We start from the raw sequence: 21,168 nt of genomic DNA, 5'->3' as shown, positions 1-21,168 counted from the left end.
TCCTCAGGCGGCGTCGTTGGGGGCGTAGACATGCATGTCGACCTCGCCCACGTCGGGGTAGTCGGCGGCGAGCGCATATTCGACGGCATCGGCGGCGTCTTTCTTCACCGCCTCGCGGATCTCCTCGAGTTCCGCGTCGCTCGCGACGCCCTCACCAACAAGCCATTTTCCGAAATTGATGATCGGGTCGCGCTGCTCCTTCCAGATCGTCTCTTCGTCCTTGGAACGGTAGTAGTCGCGGTTGATGTCGCCGACATGGTGGCCGTGATAGCGATAGGTCTTGAGTTCGATGAAGAACGGGCCTTCGCCCTTGCGGGCGCGAGCGACCAGTCGCTGCGCCAGTTCGTTGACTGCCAGTACGTCCTGACCGTCGACCTCGAAGGCTTCGATCCCGAAGGCCTCGGCGCGCGCGGTTAGCGAACCTGCGGCGATCTCGTCGGTCTTGGTGTATTCGGAGTAACCGTTGTTCTCGCAGGCATAGATGACGGGCAGCTTCCAGAGTGCGGCCATGTTCATCACCTCGTACCAGAGGCCCTGCGCGGTCGCGCCGTCGCCGAAGAAGCAGACGGTGACGTCGTCGCGCCCGAGCCGCCGGGCCGAGAGCGCGGCCCCCGTGGCGATCCCCATCGAGCCGCCGACGATGGCGTTGGCGCCGAGGTTACCGTGGCTCTGGTCGGCGATATGCATCGAGCCGCCCTTGCCGCGGCAATAGCCCTCGACCTTGCCCAGAAGCTCGCAGAACATCTGCTTGAACTCGGCCCCCTTAGCGACGCAATGGCCGTGGCCGCGGTGTGTCGACGTGATCTTGTCGTCGTCGGTCAGTGCCTCGCAGATGCCCACAGCCACGGCCTCCTCGCCGGAATACATGTGGGTCAGGCCCGGCATCTTGGCCGAGAGATACAGCTGGTTGGCGTTGTCCTCGAAACTGCGGATGCGCACCATCTGGCGATACATGCGCAGGTAGTCTTCGGTATTCGTCTTGCGCTTGGTGGCTTTGGCCATGGCGCGCTCCCCCCTTTGGCGTAGGCGTTTTGCGTAAGGTCCGGGTCCGCGCGGGATGGCGCGGACCCGGGAGCCGGTCAGTAGCGGGCCGCGATCGGCAGGTCCTCGGCCGGGAAGAGGCTGATCACGGTGCAGCCCTTGTCGGTCACCACGACCTCTTCCTCGATCCGCGCGGCCGAGTAGCCGTCAGAGGCCGGGCAATAGGTCTCGAGCGCGAAGACCATGCCGGTCTGGATCTCCATCGGATTGTCGAGCGAGACCGCCCGGCTAATGATCGGGCGTTCGTGCAGCGCCAGACCCAGACCGTGGCCGAATTGCAGACCGAAGGCCGACAGCTCGTCGGGGAAGCCGAATTCTTCGCATTTCGGGAAGGCCTTCGCGACGACGTCGGTGGTCACACCGGGCTTGATCAGCGCGATCGCGTTGTCGAGCCACTCGCGGCACCGGATATAGGCGTCGTTCTGCGAGGGCGTCGCGCGACCGATGTTGAAGGTCCGGTAATAGCAGGTGCGATAGCCCTGATAGCTTTGCAGGATGTCGAAGAAGGCCTGATCGCCGGGGCGGAACAGACGGTCGGTGAAGTTGTGCGGGTGCGGGTTGCAGCGCTCGCCCGAGATCGCGTTGATCGCCTCCACGTCGTCCGAGCCCATCTCGTATAGGAGCTTGTTCGACATTGCGACGATATCGTTCTCGCGCACGCCCGGTTTCAGCTCCTCGTGGATCATGTGATAGACGCCATCGACCATCGAGGCCGCCTGATTGAGCAGCTGGATCTCGTCGATATTCTTGATCTCGCGGGCGCCGAGCATGACCTGCTGGCCATCGACCACGTTCAGCCCGGCTTCCTTGAGCGCGAAGAACATCGCCGTCTCGGCATAGTCCACGCCCACCGGCATGTCGGCCATTCCCGCCTTCTTGATCAGCGAGGCGATTTCCTCCGCATATTTCTTCATCAGCCCGAAGGAGGGCGGGATCGTGCCGCGCATGCCCACGACGCCGGCCAGCATCCGCTCGGGGTCGAGCCAGTCGCAATATTCGCGGTGGTGAACGGCGGCGGAGCCGAAGTCCCAGACGTAAGGCTCTTCGTCGCCCGCGAGCAGGCAGAACCGGCACATCTTGTCGCGTTCCCACTCGCCGATCTTGGTGCCGGAGATGTAGCGGATGTTGTTCACATCAAAGAGCAGCAGCGAGCCGCAGCCTGATTTCTTCAGCGCATCCTTGGCGCGGCTGAGGCGGTAACGGCGCAGCCGGTCGTGATCGACGCGGCGTTCGAAATCTACCGAGGTGTGGCCCCAGGCGGGGATATGCTTTTCCCAGCGCCAGTTCGGGTCGATATCGCCGGGTTGCAGAATGCGCGGGTTGAGGGCGGTTGTGTTCATGATAGGTCTCCCGGCGCTGCCGTGACGGCGCGCCTGTTTGATTGAAAATGCGTAAGTTGGTCGGGGGCGATCTCGCCTCAGCGGGGGGTCACTGGATCACCCAGCCGCCGTCGATATGGATCATCTGCCCGGTCATGTAGTCGCTGTCGGGACTGACGAGGAACGCGGCCGTGCCCTTGATGTCATCCGGGTAGGAGACCTTCTTGAGCGCGAGAATTTCGGCCAGATCGTCGAAGGCCTGACCTTCACGCTCCTTGAAGCCGATATCCACGAGATCCTTGTCGAGTTGCTCCCAGAGTGGCGTCTTCACCACGCCGGGTGCATAGCCGTTCACGGTGATGCCATGTTCCGCCAGCGCGATCGCGCCGCAATGGGTCAGCGCGAGGCAGCCGTATTTAGAGGTGCAGTACACGGTCACGTCGACCAGCGGCTTGCGCGACGCGACGGAGCCCACGTTGATCAGCTTGTAGGGATAGTCCTGCTTGCCCTGCGCGATCATCTGCTTCGCGGTTTCCTGCATGCCAAGCCACATCCCCTTGGTGTTGACCGTCATGATGTGATCCCAATTGTCCTCATCGATATCCATGAAGAACCGGGGTTTGTTCAGGCCCGCATTGAAAAGACCCACATTGATCATCCCGAAGGCATCCACGGTGGCGCCGACCGCCGCTGCGTTGTCTTCGCGCTTGGTGACATCCATGCGCACCGCGATCGCTTTGCCGTTGCCGCCCTTGTTGATCCGGTCGGCGGTCTCCTGCGCGGCATCGAGGTCGATATCGCCAAGGCAGACATTCGCGCCTTGCTGCGCGAAATATTCGGCGTTGCACGCGCCCATCCCCTGGCCTGCGCCGGTAATCAGGATGTTCTTTCCCTTCAGTCGATCGGGGTCCATGTTATTCCTCCCTAACTTGATGGTGTTCTGAGCACCCGGTCAGCGCGTTGCTGGATCTTTCCGAGTGCCTCGCGCGGGGGGATCACCCCGCGCAGCATGTCGTGGATTTCCTGTCCGCAGATCTCGATCACCTCGCAGATGCGCGGCAGCGGCGGGCGCGGCCAGAATTGCAGCTCGTCGCGCCAGGACATCGCGTCCACCGCCTCGAATATCGGGGACAGGTTCTGCACCTGCGGGTCGGCGCCCACCGAGTAGCGCGGCACCGTCCGGCTGCCATTGAGCACGTAAAGCTTCTGCGCCGCGGGCGAGGTGAAGGCGATCAGCGCCTCTGCGGCGGCGGCGCGCCGCTCCTCGGGCAGGTTGACCGGGATCGCGAGCACATAGCCGCCCACCGGTGCGACCGGCTGCGCGCCCAGCCCGGTCGGGTGGGGCAGGTAGCCGGTGGTGTCATGGGCGGGCGAGTTCGGGTCGAGTTCGAAATACGGGGCGAGCAGCGTGTAGCCATAGGCCATCGCGACCTTGCCCGCCGCATAGGGGCGCACGCGCTCATACCAGGACATCGACAGGATGTCGGGCGGCGAGACGCTCATCAGTTGCAGCAAATACTCGGCCGCGGCCTCGGTTGCGGGCGTGTCGAACTGTGCGATGAAATCGTCGCGGTCCAGATTGTCGGCGTCGAACCCGCCCGCGATCGGGTCGAGATTGACCACCGGCTGGCCGAAATCGGCCATCGCCATGATGAACGTATGTCCCAGCGCCGTGCCGCGCGCCGCGTTCCAGGCGATCCCGTAGCGGCCACGCGCCGGATCGTGGAAATGGCGCGCGATCTCGAGTACCTGATCGGTCGTGGTCGGCGGTTTCAGCCCGGCCTCGGCAAACAGATCCTTGCGATAGAAAAACAGCTCCGGCGTGGTCTGGCTCGGCACGCCATAGGGACGGCCTTTCCAATGCGCGCCGCGCCAGCCCGCGGTGTGAAAATCGCTTGGATCGAGCCGCGAGATGTCCATCACGTCGTCGAGCGGCATCAGAAGACCCTTTTTCGCGAATTCTCCGATCCAGGGCAGGTCGACGGCGATGATGTCGTAATGGCTGGTCTTGCGCGCCGCGTTGCGCAGCGTTTCCTCATGCAGCCGGTCGATCGAGAAGGCACGCTGCGAAATCGAGGTGCCGACGATATGCTCGAACTGGCGTTTGAGGTTCTCCATCACCATGAAGGTCGGATCGCCATGCACCAGCACTCGGATGCCACCGGGCACTGTGAGCGGATCGGGTAGTACCGCGGGCGGGGCGATCGAATGCCCGGCCAGATAGGTGCCGCCGAAATAGTAGTCGCGCTCCGCGCCGTCGGACTCCGCGAGATGACGCCGCGCCAGACGGCCGACACGATCGGTGAGCTGCCCCCAATTCGTCAGGAGTTGCCTGCTGGCATGGAGCGAGACCGTCTTGCCCGAGCGGGTCCGCGGACGCTGTTCGATCATGCCGGCATCGACCATGTCCGACAGTTTGCGCATCGCGGTCGCGTAGGGAACGCCCGAGGCCGCGACGAGCGAAGACGGCGTTACTGTCTTGCCTTCGAGGTGACACCGCACCAGATGCGCGGCCATCGCGAAATAGGGATTGGGGGTCGATAGCGACAGCGTCGTCTCGATCTCGTCCGTAAGCGATTCCAACAAATCGATCATCGAAAGCGCCGCACCCTTATCGCCCACACCCGGCGTGGCCGGGGCAGAGCCCTCGATATGACCATTTTGGATATTTTTCGGATCGAGATTGCTCACGCGTTTGTGTCCGGGCTTGGGTTTGGGTTGCGTCATCTTGATGTCCTCCGAAAGATGTCCAGATCGAGGGTCGTGATCCTCACCGAAAATAACCATAATGGATATTCGGATGTCCAAAATGGATAAAATCCGGGCGGAAACCCCGCTGGGCTGACGGGATGATCTGAGGGTGCCGCCGGTGGATTCGGGCTGCATGGCGAGAGCTCAGGAGGGGGCGATCGCCACAGTCTCACCGGCCGGACTGAAACTTCATGGGAGGATAACGATGAAAAGAACGATGAAGGCGCTCGTCGCCGGAACCACCGCAGTCGCAACGCTCGCGCTTGCTGGCGGTGCATGGGCCGAACAGATGAAGATCGGCATTACGCAGAACAACGTTGGGGTGGACAGCTACCAGACCACCTATGAGAAGGCGTTCAAGGAAGCGGCCGCGGCCAATCCCGACGTCGATGCGGTCGTGCTCGATGCGGGCGGCGACGTGGCGCGCCAGATCGCGCAGATCCAGGATCTCGTGCAGCAGAACGTGCAGGCGATCATCGTCTGGCCGACCAACGGCAAGGCCGTGGTCCCAGCAGTCAAGAAGGCGCATGACGCTGGCATCCCCGTCATCATCACCAACTCCAACATCGCCGAGCAGGGCATGCCCTTCATCGCGGCCTTCTCGGGCCCGAACAATATCGAGCAGGGCAAGGAAGCCGCGGACATGATGTGCACCGGCCTCAACGGCAAGGGCGAGATCGTGCAGATCTCGGGCAAGCCGGGCTACACCACCGCGATCGAACGCCAGAAGGGCTTCGAGGACGAGCTGGCCAAAGCCTGCCCGGACGTGAAGATCATGGATACCCAGCCGGGTGACTGGAACCGTGAGAAGTCGCAGCGCGTCATGGAAGATTTCCTCGTGAAATATCCCAAGATCGACGGCGTCTATGCGGCCGATGACAACATGGGCGTCGGTGCGCTCAACGCCGCCAAGGCTGCGGGCCGTGCCAAGGACATCAAGTTCGTCGGCGCCACCAACTTCGCGGTCGGTTACGAGGCGATGAAGAAGGGCGAGTATTACGGCTCGGTCTACCAGTCGCCGATCGACGATGCGAAGAACGCGCTTCAGACCGCGATCGACGTGATCCAGGGCAAGGACGTTCCGAAGATGAACTACTTCAAGACGCCCCAGATCACCGAGAAGAACATGGACCAGTTCAAGAAGCCTGCCTTCTGATCTCTCCTCCCCGCGGGCATGGGCTAAGGTATCAGTACCGGCCCATGCCCATCTCATTGCAGATAAAACGGAGAATTCGATGGGACGCGTATCTGGACGGGTCTGTCTTGTGACGGGCGCTGCGCGCGGAATTGGGCGCGCGATCACAGAGGCATTGCTGGATGAGGGCGCCGATGTGTGTTTCGCCGATCTCAACGGCAAGAGGGTGGCCGAACTGGCGCAGGAGAATGCCGCGCGGGCGCAAGCCGCCGGGGGCCGGGTGATGTCGGCGCAGGTCGATGTGACGCAGCGCGATCAGGTGCGCGCGATGATGGAACGGGTGGCAGAACAGTTTGGCCGAGTTGACGTGGTTTTCAACAATGCCGGGGTGAACCGCCCGATGAATTTCCTCGATGTGACCGAGGAAAACTGGCATTTCATTATGGATATCAATGCGCTCGGCACGCTGATCGGGATGCAGGAAGCGGCCCGGCAGATGATCGCGCAGGGCGGGGGTGGCAAGATCGTCAACACCGCCTCGATCGCGAGCCGTCAGGGCTTCGACAATGTCGCGCCCTATTGCGCTTCGAAATGGGCGGTTGTCTCGCTCACGCAATCGGGTGCGCGCGATCTCGCGAAACACGATATTACGGTGACAGGTTTTGCTCCGGGCGTGGTGGCGACCGAGATGTGGGAAGAGGTCGATCGCGACCTGATGGAGATCGGTGCGGCGGAGATGCCGGGACAGGCGATGGAGGAATTCGCCTCCGGTATCCTGCGCGGGCGCGTGGCCCGACCCGTCGACATCACCGGAACGACGACGTTCCTCGCCTCGCCCGACAGCGACTACATGACGGGGCAGATCGTGATGATCGACGGCGGCATGACGCTTATCTGAAGCGCCGCGAGCGGCAGCGGGGAGGCTGCCCGACGGGAGGAGAAAATGGCGAATATTCATACGGAAAAGCGGGCCGCGGTGAGCGGTCAGCGCATCGCCCGCGTGGAACGTGAGAGCAGGGGAAGAGGAATGAACCGAGATCGGTGGAAGAAGGTTGCAGATCTACTGGCGCGTCAGGGCATTCTGGTGGCCTTCGCGCTGTTCCTGATCGGATTTTCGATCTTTTCGGACCGGTTTCTGTCTCCCGAGAACATCCTTTCGGTGATGCGCTCCTCGGCGATCATCGGGGTGATGGCTTTGGGCGTGACGGTGGTGGTGATCGGCGGCAACCTCGATCTGTCCGTGGGCTCGATGTTGTCCTTCTCGACGGTTCTGGTGGTCGATCTGCATGACAAGATCGGCCCGGCCCCGGCCATCGGCGTGATGCTTGTGGCAACTTTGGCGCTCGGGGCGGTGAACGGCCTTCTGGTCGGTGTCGCGCGGCTGAACTCGCTGATCGTAACGCTCGGGATGCTTTCGGCGATTCAGGGGCTTACGCTGATCTATTCGGGCGGCAAGAACGTCGACATCGTCAATCAGGATCAGACCTGGTTCAAGATCTTCGGGCGCGGCACGATCGCGGACATCCCGACGCCCATCGTGATCTTCGCGGTCGGCGCGATCCTGCTGCATCTGATGATGGCCTACACGCCCTTCGGGCGACGCATCTACGCCACGGGCGGCAATGCGACGGCGGCGGTGTTCTCCGGCGTGCGGCGCTCGCGCGTGGTGTTCCTGACCTATCTGATCTCGGCCTCCGGGGTCGCGATCGCCGCGATCATCCTCGGCAGCCGGGTCATGGGCTCGCAGAACAATGTCGGCCAAGGCTACGAGCTGCAGGTGCTGGCCGGGGTGATCCTTGGCGGGACCTCGCTGCTGGGCGGCGCGGGCACGATCTGGAAGACGGTGATCGGCGTGCTGATCCTCGGCTTCATCCAGAACGGCCTGCTGCTGATGGGCTTCGAATATTACGTGCAGTGGCTGGTGACCTGGGTGGTGATCATCCTCGCTGTCTGGCTCGACATCGCGGCCAAGCGTGGCCGGCTGCTTTCCCCGATCGCCTGAGGAGGAGACAATGGCGGATACCGTTATCAAGTCGCCCGTGCGTTGGCTCGCTGCCAACCCGATATGGGGCTTCATCGTTCTGATCTTCGTGTTCTTCAGCTTCGCGAACCCCTATTTCTTCGCGCTGCAGAACTTCCAGAACATCCTCGTTCAAACCTCGACCATCGGGTTGATCGCACTCGGCATGACGCTGGTGATGATCAACGGCAATATCGACCTGAGCGTCGGCGCCGTCGTGGCGCTTGCAGCCAGCCTCTGCGTCGATATTCAGGGCTGGCCGATGTTTGCGGACTGGGGCAACTGGGCGATTGCGCCGGGCGTGATCGCGGCGCTGATTGCAGGGACGGCGCTTGGCGCGCTCAATGGCTTCATCGTCTGGAAGACCGGGGTCGATGCCTTCATCGTCACACTGGGCGCGATGCTCGGGGTGCGGGGCCTCGTCTTCGTCTACACCAAGGAGCAATCCTTCTTCGCGATGAACTTCGCCTTCTCGGATTTCGGCTCAAGCAGCATGGGGCCGTTGCCGACATTGGCGGTCTTGTTCCTCGTCTGCACGGTGGCTGTGTATTTCCTGCTCGCGCGGACGGTTCATGGCCGAAACACCTATGCGGTGGGCGGCAACCGCTCGGCTGCGGTGAATGCCGGGATCCGGGTCGGGCCGCATATGCTGATCAACTTCATGATCGTCGGCTTCTTCGCGGCACTCGCGGGGGTGACGCTGTCGAGCCAGATGGGCGCTGCGACTCCGAACCTCGGCACCAATTACGAGCTTTGGGTGATCACCTCGGTCGTTCTTGGCGGCACCAAGCTCAACGGTGGGGCTGGCACGATCATTGGCACGCTGGGCGGGGTACTCGCGATCGGCATCCTGCGCAACGGGATGAACCTGATGCAGGTGCCCGCTTTCTACGTGCTGGTGATCCTCGGGACGATCCTGATCGCCGTGCTGCTCTTGGACAAGCAGCTGAACCGCAAGGGTAAAGAGGAGCTTCGGCTATGACACAGGCAACCGAAACCCCGGCGCTGCAACTCACCGATATCGTCAAGACGTTCCCCGGCGTGCGCGCGCTCGATGGTGTAACCTTCGATGTCCGCGCAGGCGAGGTGCATGCGCTTCTGGGCGAGAACGGCGCGGGGAAATCCACGCTGATGAAAGTGCTCGCCGGGATGTATCAGCCTGACGAGGGCACGATCGAGATCGAGGGAAAACCCGCCACCATGCGCACGCCGCTCGAGGCGAAGGGCCGCGGCGTGGTGCTGATCCACCAGGAGCTGTCGCTGGCCGAGGAAATGACGGTCGCCGAGAACATATATCTGGGTGAGTTGCCGCGCCGCTCTCTCGGGCGGGTCGACTGGAAAACCCTCTATGAGCGCTCGCAGGAAATTCTCGATCGGCTCAAATGCGGTTTCGGCCCGCGCGACCGTGTCGGGGATCTTTCGATCGCGAACCGTCAGATGGTGGAAATCGCGCGCGCCCTGACCGTCGATGCCAAGGTCGTGGTGTTCGACGAGCCCACGGCCTCGCTCACCGACGCCGAGAAAGTCGTGCTGTTCGACATCATCAACGATCTGAAAGCGCGCGGTGTGGGGATCGTCTATATCTCGCACCGGATGGATGAGATTTTTACGCTCGCCGACCGCATCTCGGTGCTGCGCGACGGCGCCTATCGCGGGACGCTCGTGGCGGCCGAGACCAATGAAGACGAGGTCATTCAGCTGATGATCGGGCGCTCGCTCGATCTGTCGCGCCGCGAACATGCCGAGGTGGAGACCGGCGAGGTCGCTCTGCGCGTCGACGGGCTGAGCTGCGGCGAGCTGTTCCACGATGTCAGCTTCCAGCTGCGCGAGGGCGAGGTGCTGGGTTTCTACGGTCTTGTCGGCGCCGGGCGCACCGAGATCGCCGAGACCCTGTTCGGCCTGCGCCGCCCCACGGCTGGCAAGATCGAGATCGACGGCAAGGAGACCACGATACATTCGCCAGCCGACGCGATCGCGAAGGGTATCTCGCTGGTGCCCGAAAGCCGCAAAGAGCAGGGGCTGGTGCTTGGCATGAATTGCCGCGACAACATCACTCTGCCACAGGTCGGCGATCTGACCTCGGGGCCCTTCGTCTCGGACGGGGCCGAGATCGCGATCTTCGACCAGTATCGCGACACGCTGAAGATCAAGACGCCCAGCTGGCGGCAGGCGGTCGGCAATCTCTCGGGCGGCAACCAGCAGAAGATCGTGATCGGGAAGTGGCTGGCGATGCATCCGCGCATCCTGATCGTGGACGAGCCGACGCGCGGCATCGACGTGGGCTCGAAATCCGAGATCCACGACCTGATCCGCGAATTGGCCCGTTCGGGCTATGCGGTGATCGTGATTTCCTCGGAGATGCCCGAGGTGCTGCATGTCTCGGACCGCATCCTCGCGATGTATCATGGCCGGGTGATGCGCCGCTTCACCGCAGACGAGGTGACAGAAGACAGCCTCGTCGCCGCGATTTCGGGGATTGAGCAAGACCAGGTGGCGTGATGCGGATCGGTTTTGCAGGTTTAGGGCGCATGGGCGCCCCGATGGCGCGCAACCTGATCGCCAGCGGCCATGATGTCACGGTCTGGAACCGCTCGCCCGAACGGGCCGAGGCCTTCGCCAAGGGCACCGGGGCAGGGGTGGCCACCACCCCGCGCGAACTGGCCGAGGGCGCGGAGGTCGTTGTCACGATGCTTGCCGACGATGCGGCGTCCTCTGCCGTGCATCTTGGCGAGGATGGGCTGTTCGCCGCAACCAGGCCGCTGACGGTTCTGGAGATGGGCACGATGAGCCCCGGGCATATCGCCGATCTCGCGGGCAAGGCCCCTGCGGGCTGGCAGGTGATCGACGCGCCGGTCTCCGGCTCCACCGCTGCGGCGGAGGGGGCGAGCCTGATGATCATGGCTGGCTGCTCCGACGCACAGGCCGCGCCGCTGCGTTCTGTGCTCGACGCGATGGGCAAGGCGGTGATTTGTCTGGGCAATGTAGGCGATGGCGCGGTGATGAAGCTCGCCGTCAACATGCTGATCCACGGGCTCAATCAGACACTGGCCGAGGCGCTGAGCCTCACCGACGCGGCGAGCATCGACACCGGCACGGCCTTCGCCGCGATCGAGGCTTCGGCCGCTGCGGCCCCGATGCTGAGCTATCGCAAACCCCTTTATCTCGATGAGGCGGCGCATCCCGTCAGCTTCACCGTGGCGCTCGCGCGCAAGGATATGGAGGTGACCCAGGCGCTGGCCGCGCAGCTTGGTGTCGAACTGCCGCAGGGCGACGTGGTGCTGGAGCGGCTGCGCGCCGCCGAAGCCGAGGGACGCGGAGCGCGCGACATGGCTTCGATGGTCGATTTCACGCGAAAGGATAAGACATGAAAGCCGTTCTTTTTGTTGGGGGCTGGGAAGGCCACGCACCGACCGATTTCGCCGACTGGTGCCGCGATCTGCTGGAGGCCGACGGGTTCGAAGTGATCGTGCATGACACGCTCGCCCCGCTCGCAGAGCCCGAAAAGATGGCCGGTTGCGACCTGATCGTGCCGATCTGGTCCTCGGCCCGCTCCGCACACCAGCCTGAATTCGGAAACATGACCAAGGCCGAGGAAGACGGGCTTCTGAAACTGGTCGCCGATGGCTGCGGCCTGGCCGGTTGGCACGGCCATATGGGCGATGCGTTCCGCGACCGTCCGACCTATCACTTCCTGATCGGCGGGCAGTTCGTGGCGCACCCGCCGGGCTGGCCCGACAACGTCGTGCCCTCGGACGATTACGTCGATTACGACGTGACGATCTGCCGCCCCGCCGATCCGATCGTGAAAGGCATCCGCAGTTTCCGTCTGAAGTCCGAGCAATATTATATGCTTACCGATCCGTCGAACGAGGTCCTCGCGACGACGACCTTCTCGGGCGATCACCTGTGGTGGATCGAGGGCACCGTGATCCCGGTCGTGTGGAAACGGCGTTGGGACAAGGGACGCATCTTCTATTGCTCGATCGGCCATACGCTCGACGATCTGCGGGTCGATCAGGTGACCGAGATCATCCGGCGCGGGATGCGGTGGGCGGCGCGGAGGCGCTCGCTCGAGGACGCCCGATAAGGACGGCAGTCAGATGCTAAAACATCGATTTACTGATGCAAGCCGATGCGGTCTTGCGGTTACTGTATCAGTCGCTCTCACCGATATATCTCGAAGACGACGAGGGTTGAGCGTCGTCGTTACAGTCCGAGGTGATCGGGTTCGGCACGGTGAGCCTTGACCTGGATCTCGCACTCGCAAGCGCGGCCACCGATCGGGAGGATGCTGTCAACGCCGGGCTTGGCGAGGTCGAAAGTGTGTGTCGTTCAATACTCGTTTTAGATTGGGTGAGGCATTTCCCTCCAGTGAGGAAGTGCATTTGCTCTATAGCGCCGAAGCGCCCTGAATAGACCCGCGTGGCTTTTTGCCGGACCGCTCAGATGTCGATCCTTTGATCGCCAATGATGTCTGGCAGGTTCTTTCTGGGCTGGCAAAGATTACGGGCGGAGGAGAGGTCCTTCGGACGCATGGCGGCGATGCCCATGGTCGCGAAAAGGGCATTGCGCCTGTTCATGCGCGGAGTGTCAGCTCGTTAGTTCATATGGCGAGCATCCCTACGCTCTTCGTATGCTCTACGCCTCCAACCATCACCACCTTCAAGCCCAACGGGGCAATTTAGTGAATGACCTGCCCCCCGCGGGATCCCTCAACGTAGTGTAGAGTCTGCGCCAACTCTGAAGGAGCAGACGAATGAGAAAAAGCCGTTTCACCGAGGCGCAGATTATCGGGATGATCAAGGAGCAGGAGGCAGGCATGCCGACAGCTGATGTGTGCCGCAGGCATGGCCTCAGCCCGGCGACCTTTTACAAGTTCAAGGCCAAGTATGGTGGCATGGAGGTCTCCGAGGCGGCCAGGCTGAAGGCGCTCGAAGACGAAAACGCCAAGCTCAAACGTCTGTTGGCCGACACCATGCTCGACAACGTGGTTCTGAAGGATCTGCTGGGAAAGAACTGACGACATTGACCAGGCGGCGAGAGGCGGCGCTCAGGGCGATGCGGGATCATGCCATCTCGCAGCGTCGGGCCTGCCAGCTTGTCGGTGTCGACCCCAAGACGGTCCGGCGCACACGCCCGCCGGACTGCCCCGAGATCCGCGAGGAGATGAAGGAGATCGCCGGGAAGCGGCGCCGGTTTGGCTATCGCCGGATCGGCATCCTGCTGGAGCGCAAGGACATGACCATGAACCACAAGAAGCTGTATCGGCTCTATCGGGAGGAAGGGTTATCGGTGAAGCGACGGCGTGGACGCAAGCGGGCTCGCGGGTCACGCACACCGATGCCTGCGGCGGCGCATCCCAATGCGCGCTGGTCGCTCGACTTCCTGGCGGACAGCTTCGGCGCCTCGCGCAAGTTCCGTATTTTGGCCGTGATCGACGATTGTTGCAGAGAGAACCTGTGCCTGGTCGCCGATACCAGCATATCGGGCACGCGTGTTGCCCGTGAACTGGATGCGCTGGTGCGGATCTACGGAAAGCCTGCTTGCATTGTCAGCGACAACGGGACGGAGTTCACCAGTCGGGCCATCCTGAGATGGGCCGACCAGAACGCCATTCCCTGGCACTACATCGACCCCGGCAAGCCGCAGCAGAACGCGTTCATCGAGTCCTTCAACGGAAGCCTGCGCGACGAATTATTAAACGAGGAGATCTTCGACACCCTGGACGATGCCCGGCGCAGTTTGGCGCTCTGGCGCTACGACTACAACGCCGTCAGACCGCACTCGTCTCTGGGAAACCAGACGCCGCTCGAAGCGCGCCGGGCGCTTGAGCAATTTGAGGGCTCCGCGCCCGGCGCGCTTGCCCACAGCAACCGACCCGACTACCAATCGCAAACCTGCAGACTCTCGTTATGAACGAGGGACCCAAGGGGGGCAGGTCATGAACGACGTGATTGACCTCTGAGGTCAGCCCAGACAAGCCGATCGCCCAGCTCCCGGGGGGGGGCGCAGACTTCGTCGGCACCGCGGAATATTTCCCAGCGCGCCTTCGTCTATGTATCGCACCATCGTTGGGTGGCCTGCTCCCTAACGTTAGACTGTTGGAACTTCGCCGAGGGTCTTGGCAATAGCTACCCAGTATCCTCGCGATCCAGACGATCCATTTCAGCCTCGAGCTCTTCTCTGGTCATCTCTCCCCGGATATGCCGCTCTTGGAGTGCGCGAAATTCTGGAGAAATGGTGCCACCCTCGATCCGGATCGACGCGTTCGCTTGACGCCAGGATTCCCTTCGGCGGTCCTGCTCTTCCTGTGACAGCTGATCCACGGATAATTTCCTCGCTGTACTTCTTCTGGCTTCGTTGTAGAGGCATGCTCTGCGCGAAAACCCTACCACATCCCCCTGCCAGCCAGTCAGAGAGGCTTTCGATTCGCCTCGAAACGACATGCCGACGGCGAAACTGCGCTGGCTACGGGTCCTCATTTCTCACCCGTTTCTTCAGGCCGAGTGGCAAAAAAGTCTCACGTGTCCTCCCGGCTCGGCGTCGTTTTAGGGCCAGTTTGCACTTCACAGAAATTAGTGCGACCGCCCGCGCAACGAGAGGTGGCGTCTCTCGATAGGATTTTATCTAAAAAATCATAAGGTTATGAAGAAATGGAGGTTTCCATGGGTTCGTTTTTCTTCGGGAAGAAATGATTTCAGAAAACTTTTTTCAGCCAAAATCAGCTGTTGCTGGAAGGTCCGTTATGGGTAGTTTCTCGGCCTCAAGCGAAGGCTGAACGGCAGATCACACCGACCGGGAAGCAAATTTTTCTTCGTGAAACAGGCAGACAGCCAACCTCTCAATCAGCAACGTCGGGGTTCGGCGGACGGTCGAGAGATCCGGGTCAAGAGGAGACCAGACATCACGGTCACCGGAACAGGGTAGGCCACGAGACACCGCAGGAAGATCCGATGTGACGCCTGCAGCCGGAGCCACCGGAATACACTGTGCTCCGTGACTGAAACCAGAAATCAGTATCGCAGCCCTCGGGCAGCGTCGGAGCGCATTCCGGCGAACGATACTCTCATGCCGAAAGGAATATGAGCATGATGAAGATGCCAGATGGCGGGATCACGATGCCGGAGCGCGTGCATCTTGCACGGAAAACGGCCGTCGGCGCCCGCGAACACCAAAGCGGGCAGATAACTTCCGGCCCCGATGAGGGGTATACCGTGGGTTACGACAGTAACACCGAAATGAAGTGGAAGCTTGTCCTTCTCGCCCGCCCGGGAGTGGCCTGGATTGAAAGCCAGGTGCATTTCAAGTGGGTCAAGCCCGACGGGGCAAAAGGCAACCACTTCTTCGACTTCCGCGTTCTGATGGCCGACGGCAAACGCGTCGCGATCATGGTGAAGTCGGAGTATCGCCGCAACCAGTCCAAGGTTCAGGATGAGCTTGCGGACGTCGCGGCTCGGGTTCCTCGGAGTTTCGCGGATCAGGTCGTGGTGATGACCGAACGCGACATCGACCCCGTGGAATACTTCAATGCCGAGTTAATGCACGAGATGCGTCGTCCCGATCCTGATGCTGACGCCATCGCACGGAGGCTCCTCGGCGAGATCGTCGGGGCTGTCCGGGTCCAAGATCTGGTCGATGCCATTGGCCTCGGCGCGCGCGGCTTCCGCGCCGTGGTTCGCCTGCTCCGCTCTCACGAACTCGAACTCACTCTCAACGTGCCCATCACGCACGAAGCTTATGTCCGCCGGAGGATGTCCAAATGATCGCCGTCAAACCCAGCCCCGTTCAGCCCAAGTTCTCCTTTTCGAAATACGATGGCATTACCATCGGGGGTCAGCCTTTCCGCTACTTCGAGACCCGCGAAAACGGCCACATGTTCGTCAGAGTGACGGGCGAGGGCGTGCCACAAGTCATGACCAATGCCGAGATCAGCCGCTACTTAACGGTCGGAAATTTCAAGTGCATTCCGAATGAGCATCAGCCTGAGCATCTGCGCCAGCGTATTCTGCCGAGTAGTGAGCTTCTCTCGCTGAAGAACACCAAGATTCAGAAGAAAGCGGCCATGCGTCTGGCCGTGGTCCGCGCATTCCGTGAGTTACTGGATGACGAGTCCAATAATATCACCCGGACTGCGACATCTATCAGACCTCACCTGCGAGCTATTAGGTTTCGTGCTGGCGAGATTCTCGAAGAGGGCGAGTCCGACGAGGAAGATGACACTTTCTCCGTGCCGAAAAAGCTTGGCGCGAAGACCGTGCTGGAATGGGAGCGTAAGGAACGGCGTTTCGGTCTGGCAGGCCTTTATGACCGGAACACCGAGCGCGGTAATCGGGACCGCCGGATGACGGCAGATGAACTCATGATCATGGGCAAGGTGGTGAGTAAGTATCTCGACGACCAACGCCCGTCGCAGTCCTCCATTTTCGAAGAGGTAAAAACCGCCTTCCACAAGGAGAATGATCGGCGTCGTGCCGCAGGCGAACCGGAAATAGTCTGCCCGTCCCGTGAAACCGTGCGGCAGGCGATCCGGAAGCTCAACCCTTTCCACGTGACCCTGACCCGGAAGGGGCGGGAGGCTGCAAACCGGCAGTTCGCCCCGGTCGGCATGGGGCTGGATATCACGCGCCCGATGCAGCGTGTTGAGTTCGATGAGTGGGAAGTCGACGCCATCACTCTCATGGCCGAAGGCGGGCTGTTCCATCACCTGACCGAAGAGGAGAAGAAGGCCCTCGGTCTGGACAAGAAGAAGGCGCGGTGGTGGATCACCGTGGCCATCTGTTGTGCGACGCGCTGCATCGTCGGGATGGTCGTCTCCAGGCAGCCGAATTCTCAGAGCGCGCTTCGGGTCATCGAGATTATGATGCGCGACAAGGGTGTCTGGGGAGATGCCTGCGGCGCTCTCACGCCGTGGAACCAGTTTGGCTGGCCGTCGGTCATCGTGACCGACTGCGCGAGCTACAACATCTCGAGCCTTGTACAAGCACGCGTGTCCGATCTCGGCATCACACTGCAGTATTGCGCCGCTGCAAATCCGGAAGCCAAAGGCACGATCGAACGCGTTTTCGGCACTTTCGCGACCCAGCTCATGCCTCGGCTGAGCGGGCGCACCTTCAGCAACGTCGTCGAGCGGGGCGATTACGACTCAGTGAAACGTGCCGCGCTCAACCCGGAGGAGTGCTGCTCGGTCCTGGTCCGCTACATCGTCGACGTCTACCACCGTACTCCGCATGGCGGGCTGAACGGCGAGACGCCGCTGGACTGCTGGAACCGGTTGGTGGAGAAATTCGGTGTGCAGCCGCCCCCTGACCTCGGCCGCCGACGCCTGATTTTCGGCCAAGACCGAGAACGCACCGTGAATCGCCAGGGCATCACCATCCTGGGGATCCGCTATCACTCGGAAGTCCTGGCACGGTTCATGAACAGTACGCAGGAGCGCAAGGTCGCGATCCGGTGGTATCCCGAGGATATTGGCGCCATCTGGGCCGAACTGAATGGGCGGTGGTTCGAGATTCCCGCCGTATTCGATCGGTATCAGGGCGTCTCTGCCCAGGAGTGGGTGGATGCCGCAGCAGAAATCCGGGCCCAGAACGCGCGCAACGCCGAAGTGAACTTCGCGGTCGTCCGCCAGGCGCTGGACTTCATCAAGGAAACCAACAGCGCTGCCATGACCCGTGTCGGGCTCATCATGGAAGACTGGTCCGAGAAACGCATGGACTACGAGGAAGACCGCCTGTTCATCGGGTTCAATACCTCGGAGACGGAGCCTGAGAACCCCTGTGACGGGGGCCGGGATGAATGGGGGACCCGCCTTGCCACGGCCGATTTCACCCCTTCAGGCGACCCCACCGATGAAAATCACTCCAGTGCGGAAGATTCTGCTTCCGGCAAACTCGGCCCGATCCAATTTCCGGAACATCAGCCCGTCGATGGTGCCGATGCGGCTGGCGACGGCGACCATTGGACCCTGGAGGACGAATGACCATGAGTGCATCAACTCTCTCCATCAACGCGAAGCTCGCAGCCGTGGATCGGCTGCGAGACAAGTACCTCTCAACCCCGCGGGACGCTCAGTTCCGGAGTTACCTGGACCGGCTGCTGCAGCGCGATGAGCAGGGTAACCTGCTTCCGAAGCCTCGTCTTTTCAACAAGGCTGGCGATGCACGTGGCATCGCGGTCGTGGAGCCCGCTGGCGGAGGCAAGACCTCGCTCGTCCTTCATGGCCTCAAGACCCATCCGGCCCTGCAACCGCGCGATGCGGCGCATCAGCCTTGGGTCGGGGTACGGGTTCCAAGCCCGTCGACAGCGAAGAGCCTCGGGCTCGAGATTCTCAAAGCGAGTGGGTATCCTTCGGTGTCGCGCCGGTCCGAGACCGAAATCGAAATTACCCGCAAGGTGCGACACCATTTCAAATTGCGCGGCACCACCGTCCTCTGGATCGACGAGGCACATGATCTGTTCGGTGCGGGCAGCAAGTACAAAGTCGACGTCTCCTTGAAGATTCTGCGCAACCTGATGCAAGGGGACGGTGCGGTTAGTGTGGTGCTGAGTGGTATCGAAAGCCTCTGGCAGATCGCGTCCTGCGATGCGCAGGTCACCCGCCGATATTGGCGGCTGCCGCTCGCCGACGTTTCGCCGCATTCCGACCGCAAGGCATTCACCAAGGTCATCGCCAGTTTCTGCGATGCCGTCGGTATGCGTGCGCCGTCGAATGAGGATCTCGTGGATCGGCTCGTCTATGCGAGCCGGAACCGTTTCGGCCGCTGCATCGAAAACATCCTCGCGGCCCTCGAAGCTGCGGCTCTTGAGGATGCCGATGTATTGACCATTAACCATTTCGCCGAGAGCTGGGGCATGCAGGAAGGCTGCAGCATAGGCCAGAACGTCTTCCTTGCTCGTCACTGGGCAAAAATCGATCTGGGTGAGGCGCAGCTGAATTGGGCAGAAGCCCTGTGATGCTCGCGCCCCAGATCCCCTTTGACCCGCAGGAAAGTCCCTTGTCCTATGCGGCGCGGCTCGCCGGGGTTCATACCGGTGGTCGGCTGGTTCAGTTCTTGAAGGACTTTGGAATCGAGCCGCAAGACATGGCTGCCAACAAGGATGAGGCACTCAGCCTTCTGGCTGATCTCTCGGGTGTTGCCCTTGGTGACTTGCGCGCCAATGCGGCCGTTCCTGTCGGGAAGCGGACCTACGATCTTCGGGGCGAGCTGGTCGCCGCAGAGTTTCTCGCAAACCCCCACACCGTCTTCTGTCCGGCGTGCCTCGCAGAGGATGACCGGTCTGGCTGGCGTCGCGGCCATTGGGAATGGTCTTTATCGGTTGTGCGGACATGCTCTCGCCATGGTATTCCGCTCGTGCGGCAAGCTAAGGGGCCTTGGGATGACGTCTTCCATGAGCTTGAATATATCGTACCTGAGCGCGGCGAAGACCTTCAGGCCCTTATCAAAAAAGCGAAGCCACGCTCGGTCTCGCCACACCAAGAATATGTCATCCGTCGTCTCAACGGGAAGGCTGGTCCCGAATGGTTGGATGCGCAAACACTGGAGCAGGCGGTCCGGGCGACGGAGCTTCTGGGCGTGCTCGTCGCTTACGGGCCGACACAGAAACTTCCGGAGCTGGAAGCAGACGACTGGGATCACGCCGGGAGCATTGGCTTCGAATTCACGTCGCGCGGCGAAGAAGGCATTCGGGAAGCTTTGGAGGCGCAGTTTCGGAAGTTCGACGATGCGTCCGGTACGCCGGGCGCTCGCAAGATCTTCGGCTGTTTCTATAATGCCTTGGCCCATTCGAAGTCACTCAAGGAACCCGGTGACATCGCACGCATCCTGCGCGACATCGTCATCGAGAATATCGCCATGCCAGCCGGAACCAAGGTTTTGGGTGTCACGCTCCCCGAGCGCTGCCTTCACACGGTCGCGTCGCTGGCGAAGGATGAAAACCTCGACTCTCGGACCCTGCGTGACGTGCTGGTTGCTGCGAGTCTGATCCCGGAGAAGGCACCCGCCCACTACCCGATCCCGTTGCAAAAGGGGCGTGACGTAGCCAGTCGCGTGAAACGGATAGTGAATGTCAGCTCGCTGCCCGACGTGTTGGCTTGTGCGCGGCCCTTGGTTGATCAGCTTTTTGCTGATCGGATGCTCACTCCCATCTACTACGGGAGGCCGGGAACGAAGGGGCGGACCCAGAAGGCCGTGGATCGCGATGAGATTGCCATGCTGGTTGGTAAGCTACATGCGAAGGCGGTCGAGCTGGATTCCGAAAACGACGGGCTGGTGCCGGTCTCGAAAGCCGCAGAGAAAGCCAAGGTGCCGGCCGTCACTGTGGTGCACATGATCCTTGGCGGCTTCCTCGAGCGCGTCTTTCGCCTGGCTGGTCAGGACGGGATCGCCGCGGTTCGCGTGGACCCGGCAGAGGTCAAACGGCATAGGGCAACCTGCTCGAAGGGTCTTTCGGCCATGGAAGCGTTCGCTGCGCTCAAGATCTCGCGGAACATCCTCTGGCGTCTGGTCGATCGGTGCCCGGAAGAGGTGAGCCTTGCCGTCAACTGGATCGTCGGCCCGGACGACGAACACAGAATCCTGTGGTTCGACCCGGCTGTGGTTGAGGATTTCAAAGATCGGTTCATCCATCCGGCAAGGCTTGCCGAGTTGCATGGTCTTCAGCTTTGGGAGGTGGCAAGTCGGCTGAAGCGCCGTGGCGTTCAACCTGCATTGTTGGGGGAAGAAGTCGGTGAAAATTTCTACCGGACCCGCGATTTGAAGACGGATCTGTTTACTTAACAAAAGGGGCCTTACCGGCCAGTCATACTGTCGAGTTTCAACGGCCGCCCGTTCGGGTGGTCTTTTTTTGTTTCGTTCTTTAGAAAAAGATCACTCCCAAGAACGCGGTTAGTGTCTTCGAAAACG

The 21,168-nt window shown here is 61.6% G+C and carries 18 protein-coding genes; 13 read left to right on the top strand and 5 right to left on the bottom strand.

Annotated features, from left to right (window positions below; genetic code table 11):
- Nucleotides 1–3 precede the first annotated feature (3 nt).
- From AXZ77_RS12975 to AXZ77_RS12960, 4 genes are all read right to left on the bottom strand, one after another.
- Nucleotides 4–1,002, bottom strand: a complete 999-nt coding sequence (locus AXZ77_RS12975; protein ID WP_098411470.1) for a thiamine pyrophosphate-dependent dehydrogenase E1 component subunit alpha — start codon at nt 1,000–1,002, stop codon at nt 4–6.
- Nucleotides 1,003–1,079: 77 nt separating this feature from the next.
- Complete coding sequence (locus AXZ77_RS12970; RefSeq protein ID WP_098411469.1) at nt 1,080–2,381, bottom strand: Xaa-Pro peptidase family protein; 1,302 nt, start codon at nt 2,379–2,381, stop codon at nt 1,080–1,082.
- 88 nt (nt 2,382–2,469) lie between these two features.
- Complete coding sequence (locus AXZ77_RS12965) at nt 2,470–3,273, bottom strand: SDR family NAD(P)-dependent oxidoreductase (protein WP_098411468.1); 804 nt, start codon at nt 3,271–3,273, stop codon at nt 2,470–2,472.
- Between the two features lie 11 nt (nt 3,274–3,284).
- On the bottom strand, nt 3,285–5,087 hold the full coding sequence (locus AXZ77_RS12960; RefSeq protein WP_098411467.1) for an ABC transporter substrate-binding protein: 1,803 nt from the start codon (nt 5,085–5,087) through the stop codon (nt 3,285–3,287).
- A gap of 229 nt (nt 5,088–5,316) precedes the next feature.
- Here AXZ77_RS12960 and AXZ77_RS12955 point away from each other — a divergent pair, with 229 nt between their 5' ends.
- From AXZ77_RS12955 to AXZ77_RS12915, 9 genes are all read left to right on the top strand, one after another.
- Nucleotides 5,317–6,267: a sugar ABC transporter substrate-binding protein gene (locus tag AXZ77_RS12955; RefSeq protein ID WP_098411466.1), complete on the top strand. Its 951-nt coding sequence runs from the start codon at nt 5,317–5,319 to the stop codon at nt 6,265–6,267.
- A 79-nt stretch (nt 6,268–6,346) separates the two neighbouring features.
- Nucleotides 6,347–7,144 carry an SDR family NAD(P)-dependent oxidoreductase gene (locus AXZ77_RS12950; protein ID WP_098411465.1) on the top strand — a complete coding sequence of 266 codons (798 nt, stop codon included), beginning with the start codon at nt 6,347–6,349 and terminating at the stop codon, nt 7,142–7,144.
- Nucleotides 7,145–7,273: 129 nt separating this feature from the next.
- A complete protein-coding gene (locus AXZ77_RS12945) occupies nt 7,274–8,248 on the top strand; it encodes an ABC transporter permease (RefSeq protein WP_218000487.1) in 975 nt (324 codons plus the stop codon).
- Nucleotides 8,249–8,258: 10 nt separating this feature from the next.
- A complete protein-coding gene (locus AXZ77_RS12940; RefSeq protein WP_098411463.1) occupies nt 8,259–9,248 on the top strand; it encodes an ABC transporter permease in 990 nt (329 codons plus the stop codon).
- Nucleotides 9,245–10,765: a sugar ABC transporter ATP-binding protein gene (locus tag AXZ77_RS12935; RefSeq protein ID WP_098411462.1), complete on the top strand. Its 1,521-nt coding sequence runs from the start codon at nt 9,245–9,247 to the stop codon at nt 10,763–10,765. Before AXZ77_RS12940 ends, AXZ77_RS12935 begins: the two co-directional genes overlap by 4 nt.
- Nucleotides 10,765–11,634, top strand: coding sequence for an NAD(P)-dependent oxidoreductase (locus AXZ77_RS12930; RefSeq protein WP_098411461.1), 870 nt, complete (start codon nt 10,765–10,767; stop codon nt 11,632–11,634). The genes AXZ77_RS12935 and AXZ77_RS12930 overlap by 1 nt, the downstream gene beginning before the upstream one ends.
- Nucleotides 11,631–12,353 carry a ThuA domain-containing protein gene (locus tag AXZ77_RS12925; protein WP_098411460.1) on the top strand — a complete coding sequence of 241 codons (723 nt, stop codon included), beginning with the start codon at nt 11,631–11,633 and terminating at the stop codon, nt 12,351–12,353. Before AXZ77_RS12930 ends, AXZ77_RS12925 begins: the two co-directional genes overlap by 4 nt.
- Before the next feature lie 343 nt (nt 12,354–12,696).
- The gene (locus AXZ77_RS19855; protein ID WP_369679780.1) at nt 12,697–12,951 is read left to right on the top strand and encodes an abortive infection family protein; all 255 of its coding nucleotides are present in this window, start codon (nt 12,697–12,699) and stop codon (nt 12,949–12,951) included.
- Between the two features lie 71 nt (nt 12,952–13,022).
- A protein-coding gene (locus AXZ77_RS12915) for an IS3 family transposase (protein ID WP_255266453.1) occupies nt 13,023–14,182 on the top strand; the annotation gives its coding sequence in 2 pieces (ribosomal slippage) (nt 13,023–13,272 and nt 13,272–14,182; 1,161 coding nt in all).
- Between the two features lie 215 nt (nt 14,183–14,397).
- Here the strand turns inward: AXZ77_RS12915 and AXZ77_RS19850 are convergent.
- The gene (locus tag AXZ77_RS19850) at nt 14,398–14,712 is read right to left on the bottom strand and encodes an antitoxin VbhA family protein (RefSeq protein ID WP_369679786.1); all 315 of its coding nucleotides are present in this window, start codon (nt 14,710–14,712) and stop codon (nt 14,398–14,400) included.
- A gap of 636 nt (nt 14,713–15,348) precedes the next feature.
- On the opposite strand from AXZ77_RS19850, the gene AXZ77_RS12905 reads away from it, so the two are divergent.
- The 4 genes from AXZ77_RS12905 to AXZ77_RS12890 are packed head-to-tail and all read left to right on the top strand — an operon-like array spanning nt 15,349 to nt 21,042.
- A complete protein-coding gene (locus AXZ77_RS12905) occupies nt 15,349–16,029 on the top strand; it encodes a hypothetical protein (RefSeq protein ID WP_098411457.1) in 681 nt (226 codons plus the stop codon).
- Nucleotides 16,026–18,245 (top strand): Mu transposase C-terminal domain-containing protein, encoded by a 2,220-nt coding sequence (locus AXZ77_RS12900; RefSeq protein WP_098411456.1) that lies wholly within the window; start codon nt 16,026–16,028, stop codon nt 18,243–18,245. The genes AXZ77_RS12905 and AXZ77_RS12900 overlap by 4 nt, the downstream gene beginning before the upstream one ends.
- Entirely contained in the window at nt 18,242–19,219 is a 978-nt protein-coding gene (locus tag AXZ77_RS12895) for a TniB family NTP-binding protein (protein WP_098411455.1), read from the top strand. The genes AXZ77_RS12900 and AXZ77_RS12895 overlap by 4 nt, the downstream gene beginning before the upstream one ends.
- A complete protein-coding gene (locus AXZ77_RS12890) occupies nt 19,219–21,042 on the top strand; it encodes a TniQ family protein (protein ID WP_098411454.1) in 1,824 nt (607 codons plus the stop codon). The genes AXZ77_RS12895 and AXZ77_RS12890 overlap by 1 nt, the downstream gene beginning before the upstream one ends.
- The last annotated feature ends 126 nt before the right edge of the window (nt 21,043–21,168 follow it).

The organism is Thioclava sp. ES.031 (assembly GCF_002563775.1).
GTDB lineage: Bacteria > Pseudomonadota > Alphaproteobacteria > Rhodobacterales > Rhodobacteraceae > Thioclava.
Note: the sequence above shows the minus strand (reverse complement) of the source record. Positions and strands in the feature narration are given on the sequence as shown.